Origin of the sequence: Mesorhizobium sp. M7A.F.Ca.CA.001.08.2.1 (genome assembly GCF_003998455.1) — a bacterium.
In the GTDB taxonomy this organism is placed as follows: Bacteria; Pseudomonadota; Alphaproteobacteria; order Rhizobiales; family Rhizobiaceae; genus Mesorhizobium; species Mesorhizobium ciceri.
Map to the genome: position 1 here is coordinate 1 of NZ_RZPW01000321.1, position 6,576 is coordinate 6,576.

Here is a 6,576-nt window from a genome sequence, read left to right on the forward strand (position 1 = left end):
CCTTCATTCCGGGCACGGAATCGGCTGGCGCGGGGCAGGACGACGTCGCCACGACGGCGTTCTTCGCATGGACCAAGGAAGCGACCGCCGGCCGCTGCGTCGATGCCGCCATGGCGATGCTGGCAATGATCGCCTCGCAGGCGCTGCACGTCACCGAACGGACGCCGCCGCCGGCACTGCGTTCCTTCGTCGATCAAATCAGAGCTATCGTGCCGCCTGTCGGCGCCGATCGCGTGCTGGGGCCGGAGCTTGCCAGGTTGGCGGAATGGTTCACTGAGAAAGTGTTCGAGGCGTAGAGATGCCGACAAGCTGTAGCCGGTGAAATTGGTGCGCCTGAACGAACCTGCCGAGCTTCAGGTGGCCTGCCACCCGAAGCTCGAAGAGCGAAGGGTGGTGCGGACGACGGGAATCGAACCCGTACGATCAGAGATCGAGGGATTTTAAGTCCCTTGCGTCTACCAATTCCGCCACGTCCGCAGGCCAGCCCTTTTCAGACGCCAGACACAGGCCGTCAAGTCGTGTTGTTGAGCGTTCGCCGAACGTGCAAACAGACCGGGCGGCTTGATGATACTGGCGCGATCACGGAATTATCGGCGCGGCGGGTAGTGGTAGGATGCCTTGTGGTGGATTTGATCCGCCAAGGCCGGCGCCTCTCAGGCCCAACCCATTCCCCCCGCCCACTGGGAGCGTCGGCCACCCTTCCATGAAGAGAGCCCCTCAAGTGGTCGCCTGGGCCGGCAGCGTCGCGATTGTGGGCCTGGTCAGAACTTGTAGCTCAAATTGATCCCGACCGTATTCAGCTTCACGTTCTGATCGCGATCGTTAAAGGGTTCTGCCACCTCGTAGTGCTCGGAGCCGAAATCATAGTAGCGATACTGCGCGCCGACGACGAACTTGTCGGTCAGCGCGTAGTCGACGCCGGCACCCACGGTCCAGCCGACATTCGTGCGCGTGCTGTCGAACGCCGGACCCGCGACTTGCGATGTTTCGATGCCGGCAAAGGCAACGCCGCCAATGCCGTAGACCAGCAGGCGGTCCATGGCGTAACCCGCCTTGGCGTTGACCGACCCGAACCACTTGATGTCGGTGCCGAATGTGCTTCCCAGCGCCGATACCGTCGTGCCGCCGACCGAGGAATAGTTGAGATCCGCCTCGGCGCCGAGCACCGCCTGGTCGAATTGCCACAGGCCGGCGACGTGGCCGCCGACAAAACCGCCGTCAATGTCGGGCGCGATGGAAAACGGCGCACCTTCTGTCACCGATATATCGGATTGGCCCCAGCCATAGCCGGCCTGCAGACCAGCGTAATAGCCCGTCCAGTCGAATCCAGGCGCGGTCATCGGCACGTCGACCGCCGGGTCGGCTGCAAAAGCCGGCACGGCCAGAACGGCAAGGAAACCGGCACTAGCGACCATCAGTCGACGCATCGAACTCCCCGAAATGACGGTTCAGAAAGATCCTCGTCAGAAGGATAACCGCATTCGCCGCAATCGCAATCCCCCTGTCGCCGTACAGAATCCTCTATTTGGCATCGATGAAGTCCAGCACAGCCCGGCTATATTCATCCGGCGCTTGCAGCATGGCGAAATGACTGGCGTTGGGCAGGATGATCAGCTTCGCACCTGGGATGGCGGAGGCGATATATTCGGTGTGTTCGCGCTTGATCGCCTCATCGTGGTCGCCGGCAACGATCGCCGTCGGCGTGGTTATCTCGGCAAGCTGTTCCTTGCTCCACGCCGGCTCGCTCTCCCACATGTGGCTCATCTGCGCCACGAAGGCGTCATACTGGTCCGGTGTTTTCGACATCTTCTTGTAGTCGCGGCCGGAGCGGTCGATGTAGGCGGCAAAGGTCTTGTTGGTCATCACGCCCGGATCAAGGCCGTCGGTGGTTACGTTGGCGGCTTGCGCGAACAGCCTTGTCAGCCGCTCCGGATGATGCAGTGCGATGTCGATACCGATGATGCCGCCATCGCTCCAGCCGACAAGCGCGGTCTTGTCGATCTTCAGGTGGTCGAGCAGCGCCAGATAGTCCGACGCCATTAAGTCGTAGCCATAGGGCTGCTCGGTGCGGGTGGAGCGGCCGTGGCCACGGCTGTCGGCGACGATCACCTTGTGCATCTTGGAAAGCGTGGCCACCTGGCTGGCCCAGATGTCGCTGTGGCCGAGGCCGCCATGGATGAGCAGCACCGGATCGCCCGCGCCGAAAACGGCGTAGTACATCTGGATGCCGTTCACCGGCGCGTATCCGCTCTGATCGGGTTTGGGCATGGCCGCTGGTTCCGGCAAGGTCTGCCAACGCTCCTCGGCCACGGCAGAAGTGGTCGACGCTGCGAACAGGATAACGATGGCGAACGCTTTCCAAAAACGGGTCATGTCTTCCCTCATATGGTTCGGTTCGCGGTCAGCATCGCCTTCCAGCCGGATTAGTCAACAAGCTCGCCCTGACGCGGTATGTCGGACCGACGGCTCTGGCGGCGCCCGCCGACATTTGCGAGACTGGCGGCAACCGAGGAATCGCCAATGACGAAAGCAACGCCCGCAAAACCCAGACCGTGGACCGAGATGGCGACACATCTGGTCGATGTCGCCGTGGGGCGCAAACCCGCTGACCTGGTCGTGCGCAACGGCCGCTGGGTGAACGTCCATTCGGGCGAGATCATCGCCGGCACCGACATCGCCATTGCCGGCGGGCGCTTTGCCTATTGCGGGCCGAATGCCAGCCATGCAATCGGCCAGGGCACCAAGGTGGTCGATGCCGGCGGGCGTTATCTGGTGCCCGGCCTCTGCGACGCGCATATGCATGTCGAGAGCGGCATGGTGACGGTGACCGAGTTCTGCCGGGCCGTCATTCCGCACGGCACCACCTCGATGTTCATCGACCCGCACGAAATCGCCAATGTTCTGGGTCTGCCCGGCGTGCGGCTGATGCATGACGAAGCGGTCGCCATGCCCATCAACGTGCATGTGCAGATGCCGTCCTGCGTGCCTTCGGCGCCGGGGCTGGAACATGCCGGCGCCGAGCTGACGGTCGCCGATGTCGCGGAAGCGATGACCTGGGAGAACATTATCGGCCTGGGCGAAGTGATGAATTTCCCCGGCGTCGTCGCCAATGATCCGGTCATGTCGGGCGAGATCGCCGCGACGGTTCATGCAGGCAAGACGGTCGGCGGCCATTATGCCTCGCGCGATCTCGGCCTGCCGTTCCACGGCTACGTCGCCCGCGGCCCCGAGGACGATCATGAGGGCACGCGCGCCGAGGACGCCATCGCCCGCGTGCGCCAGGGCATGAAGGCGATGCTGCGGCTGGGCTCGGCCTGGTACGACGTCGCCTCGCAGATCAAGGCGGTGACCGAGGGCGGCATCGACCCGCGCAACTTCATCCTGTGCACCGACGACAGCCATTCCGGCACGCTGGTCCAGGAAGGCCATATGGACCGCGTGGTGCGCCACGCCATCCAACAGGGATTGAAACCGGTGACGGCGATCCAGATGGCGACGCTCAATACCGCCCAGCATTTCAAACTGGAGCGCGAGATCGGCTCGATCGCGCCGGGCCGGCTGGCCGACCTGCTGATCGTCTCGGATCTCGCCGCAATGACCATCGACGAGGTCTATGCACGCGGCGTCAGGGTGGCCAAGGGCGGCAAGCTCGAAATCGACATTCCGGCCTATGATTACCCCCGGACGGCGAAGAACACCGTCAAGCTCGGCAAGAAGTTGAAGGGCGACGACTTCGATATCGCCGCCCCCAAGGGCGCCAACGAGGTTCGGGTGCGTGTCATCGGCGTCATCGAGAACCAGGCGCCGACGCGCGCGCTGGAGGCAGATCTGCCGGTCGAGGACGGGCTGGTCGCAATGGACCGCCGCAACGACATCTGCCAGATCGCGCTGGTCGAGCGTCACAGGGGCACGGGCGGCGTCACCAACGCCTTCGTTTCGGGCTTCGGCTATATGGGCGACTGCGCCATGGCGTCCAGCGTGGCGCATGACGCCCACCACATCATCTGCGTCGGCACCAACAAGCAGGACATGGCGCTGGCGGTAAACCGTCTGGGCGCGGTCGGTGGCGGCGTCGTGCTGTTCTCCAAGGGCAAGGAACTGGCGCTGGTCGAAATGCCGATCGCAGGCCTGATGTCGGACGAACGGGCGGAAATCGTCGCGGCCAAGGCCGAGAAGCTCACCGAGGCGATGCGCAAGATGGGCTGTTCGCTGAACAACGCCTACATGCAGCACTCGCTGCTGGCGCTGGTCGTCATTCCGGAGCTCAGGATTTCGGACGTCGGCCTGATCGATGTGACGACATTCCAGAAGGTCGATCTGTTCGTCTAGGATTGTTGCTATTCAGGCCATGCCGGCCTGCAAGTAGCGATTTTCTGCGCTTCCGGTGCTCACGTACTTAAGTACGCTCCGCTCCGGTTCTCGAATCTCAACAATCCTAGGGCCAATGTCGCCCGCTGGCTCACCCGCCGGTGGCGATGGTCAGCACCTTGAACGGCGTGGTGATGACGATCTCTGCGACCGAGCCGACGGCCTTGCCGAGGCCCTGGCCGAGATTGTTGAGCTGTGTCGGGTCGGGTTCGTCCGAGGCGAGGCCCGCCGGCGCCCGCAGCCGGTCGCCGAGCAGTTGCACCAGCATCGGGTTGTCGGCGAATTTGGCGTGGTTGAGGCGGTCGCCGCCCTTGGCCTGGGAAAGATCGACCACCGACACGCCATAGCTGGCGAGGTCTGCAGCGTTGCCGTAGTCGCCGACGCGCGGCTTGTCGCCCGAGATCAGGGACGAGAGCTTGAGAGCCCGGTCATCCGCAGAGAGCAGGATGGCGAACGGCTTGTCGGGTTTGCCGTAGCGGATCATCTGCTTCTTGAAGACGTCGACATCGATGTCGGGCGAGGCCAGGATGACATAGCCCAGCTTGCCGCCGAGATCCCGGTCGCCGGTGATGGCAAGCTGGCGCAGCGCCTCCATGGTCACCCAGGTTCCCATCGAATGGGCGATGATGTCGATGCTCTTGACCTTTGTCTTGGCCAGCATCCGGAGCGTCGCCTCGAGGTCGTCGCGCGCTGCGTTGGCGCTTTCCTTGTCGTAGATGTAACCCGTGGTCTTGCCGCTCGAAGCCCAGGAGAACAGCACCGGGGTGCCGGGATATTTGGTGTCGTGGGCGATCTGCGTCAGCCGGTAGATGCCGTCGTCAAAACCGTTGTTGAAGCCGTGCACGAAAACCAGCGCACGGTCGCCGCGCATGGAAATGTCGGCGCCGACCGCTTTGGCGAACTGGGGCGCGCCCTCATAGAAAGTGACGTCCTTGGCGGTAAAATCCTTGGCAGGATTGCTGTTTGCCGATCCCTTGGCCCGCTCGATGGCGCCGACCTGATGGCTTTTGGGAACGGTGACGTCGACACGGGCAAAGCTGGTGGTCAGCGAGCGATCGCCGTCGTAAACCTGTCGCGGCTCTTTTGTTGCCCTCTGGCGGGTGGTGGCGACGAAGATTTCATGCGTGGCCGCGATGTCGGATGCGGGCACCGAGACCGTCGTCCTGTTGAGCAGGTCGTGCGTTTTCCCGCCAGCGCAGCCGGTGACAGCGAGCGCCAATGCAACGACGAGGTAGCTCTTCGAACGCACGGTCACACGCAGGCTCCCGCAAAAGGGGACGTCAAACGCGTGACGTCGCTGGCTATTCCGATAAGGCCAGAGACCGGCGCGGTCCAGTTCAAAGTGAATCCATACGTCCGCGATGCCGGGCAGGCATGGCCGCGAGACCGCACCTATTGGCCAAGCAGGCTGATGCGGTCGGTGACATCACGGTCGCTGGCAAAGCCGTCATCCTCGCGCAGCCGCTGGCCGATCATCTTCACCAGCGTCGGATTGTCGGCGAACTTCGTATGGTTGAAGCTGTCCGATCCCTTGACCTTGGACAGGTCGACGACCGTCACGCCATAAGAGGCAAGATCGGCGGCATCCTTGTAGTCGCCGACACGCGGCCGCGAACCGGCGATCAGGCCGGAGAGCCGCAGCGCACGGTCGTCGTCCGACAACAGCAGGATGAACGGCTTGTCGGGCTTGCCATAGCGCCGCATCTGGCTCTTGAACACGTCGACATCGATGTCGGGCGAGGCCAGCACCACGTCGCCGAGCTTACCGCCGAGATCGCGATCGCCGGTGATGGCCATCTGGCGCAGCGTTTCCATGGTGACCCAGGTTCCGAGCGAATGTGCGACGATGTCGATGCGCCGCGCGCCGGACTGCTCCAGCATCCTGAGCGTCACTTCCAGTTGGTCGCGGGCAGCGCTGGCGCTTTCCTTGTCATAGACATAGTCGGTGGTCCTGGCGCCCGATGCCCAGGAAAACAGCACTGGCGTGCCGGGATAGCCGGAATCATGGACGATCTGGGTCAGGCGATAGACGGCGGCATCGAAGCCGGTGTTGTAGCCATGCACGAAGACCATGACGCGGCCGCCGCGCGCCGCGATGTCGGCGTTGAGCGCGCTGGAGAATTTCGGCTGCGTGTCGTAGCCGACGACCTCGGAGGCCATGAAATATTTGGCCGGGTCGTCCGACTTGCCGCGCGAGCGGCGCTCGAT

Annotated in this window: 5 protein-coding genes, 1 tRNA gene and 1 pseudogene; 2 read left to right on the forward strand and 5 right to left on the reverse strand. The window is 63.4% G+C overall.

The annotated features are described in order from the left end of the window. A pseudogene (locus tag EN914_RS19230) lies at positions 1-296 on the forward strand (histidine ammonia-lyase); the annotation flags it as partial. Between the two features lie 95 nt (positions 297-391). Here EN914_RS19230 and EN914_RS19235 read toward each other — a convergent pair. From EN914_RS19235 to EN914_RS19245, 3 genes are all read right to left on the reverse strand, one after another. Next, positions 392-477 (reverse strand) — tRNA-Leu (locus EN914_RS19235). A gap of 284 nt (positions 478-761) precedes the next feature. Next, positions 762-1,427, reverse strand: coding sequence for an outer membrane protein (locus EN914_RS19240; protein ID WP_013531320.1), 666 nt, complete (start codon positions 1,425-1,427; stop codon positions 762-764). 94 nt (positions 1,428-1,521) lie between these two features. Further along, complete coding sequence (locus tag EN914_RS19245; protein ID WP_024503863.1) at positions 1,522-2,373, reverse strand: alpha/beta fold hydrolase; 852 nt, start codon at positions 2,371-2,373, stop codon at positions 1,522-1,524. Positions 2,374-2,520: 147 nt separating this feature from the next. Here EN914_RS19245 and ade point away from each other — a divergent pair, with 147 nt between their 5' ends. Next, the gene (gene ade, locus EN914_RS19250) at positions 2,521-4,329 is read left to right on the forward strand and encodes an adenine deaminase (RefSeq protein ID WP_127389204.1); all 1,809 of its coding nucleotides are present in this window, start codon (positions 2,521-2,523) and stop codon (positions 4,327-4,329) included. A gap of 130 nt (positions 4,330-4,459) precedes the next feature. Here ade and EN914_RS19255 read toward each other — a convergent pair whose 3' ends face one another. Next, positions 4,460-5,623 carry an alpha/beta hydrolase gene (locus EN914_RS19255; RefSeq protein WP_024503865.1) on the reverse strand — a complete coding sequence of 388 codons (1,164 nt, stop codon included), beginning with the start codon at positions 5,621-5,623 and terminating at the stop codon, positions 4,460-4,462. A gap of 137 nt (positions 5,624-5,760) precedes the next feature. Next, the coding region (locus EN914_RS19260; RefSeq protein ID WP_127389205.1) for an alpha/beta hydrolase at positions 5,761-6,576 on the reverse strand (816 nt) is incomplete at its 5' end.

Coding starts and splice junctions, on each gene's coding strand:
- EN914_RS19240 (WP_013531320.1), bottom strand. CDS start 1,427: ATGCGTCGACTGATGGTCGCTAGTGCCGGTTTCCTTGCCGTTCTGGCC.
- EN914_RS19245 (WP_024503863.1), bottom strand. CDS start 2,373: ATGACCCGTTTTTGGAAAGCGTTCGCCATCGTTATCCTGTTCGCAGCG.
- ade (WP_127389204.1), top strand. CDS start 2,521: ATGACGAAAGCAACGCCCGCAAAACCCAGACCGTGGACCGAGATGGCG.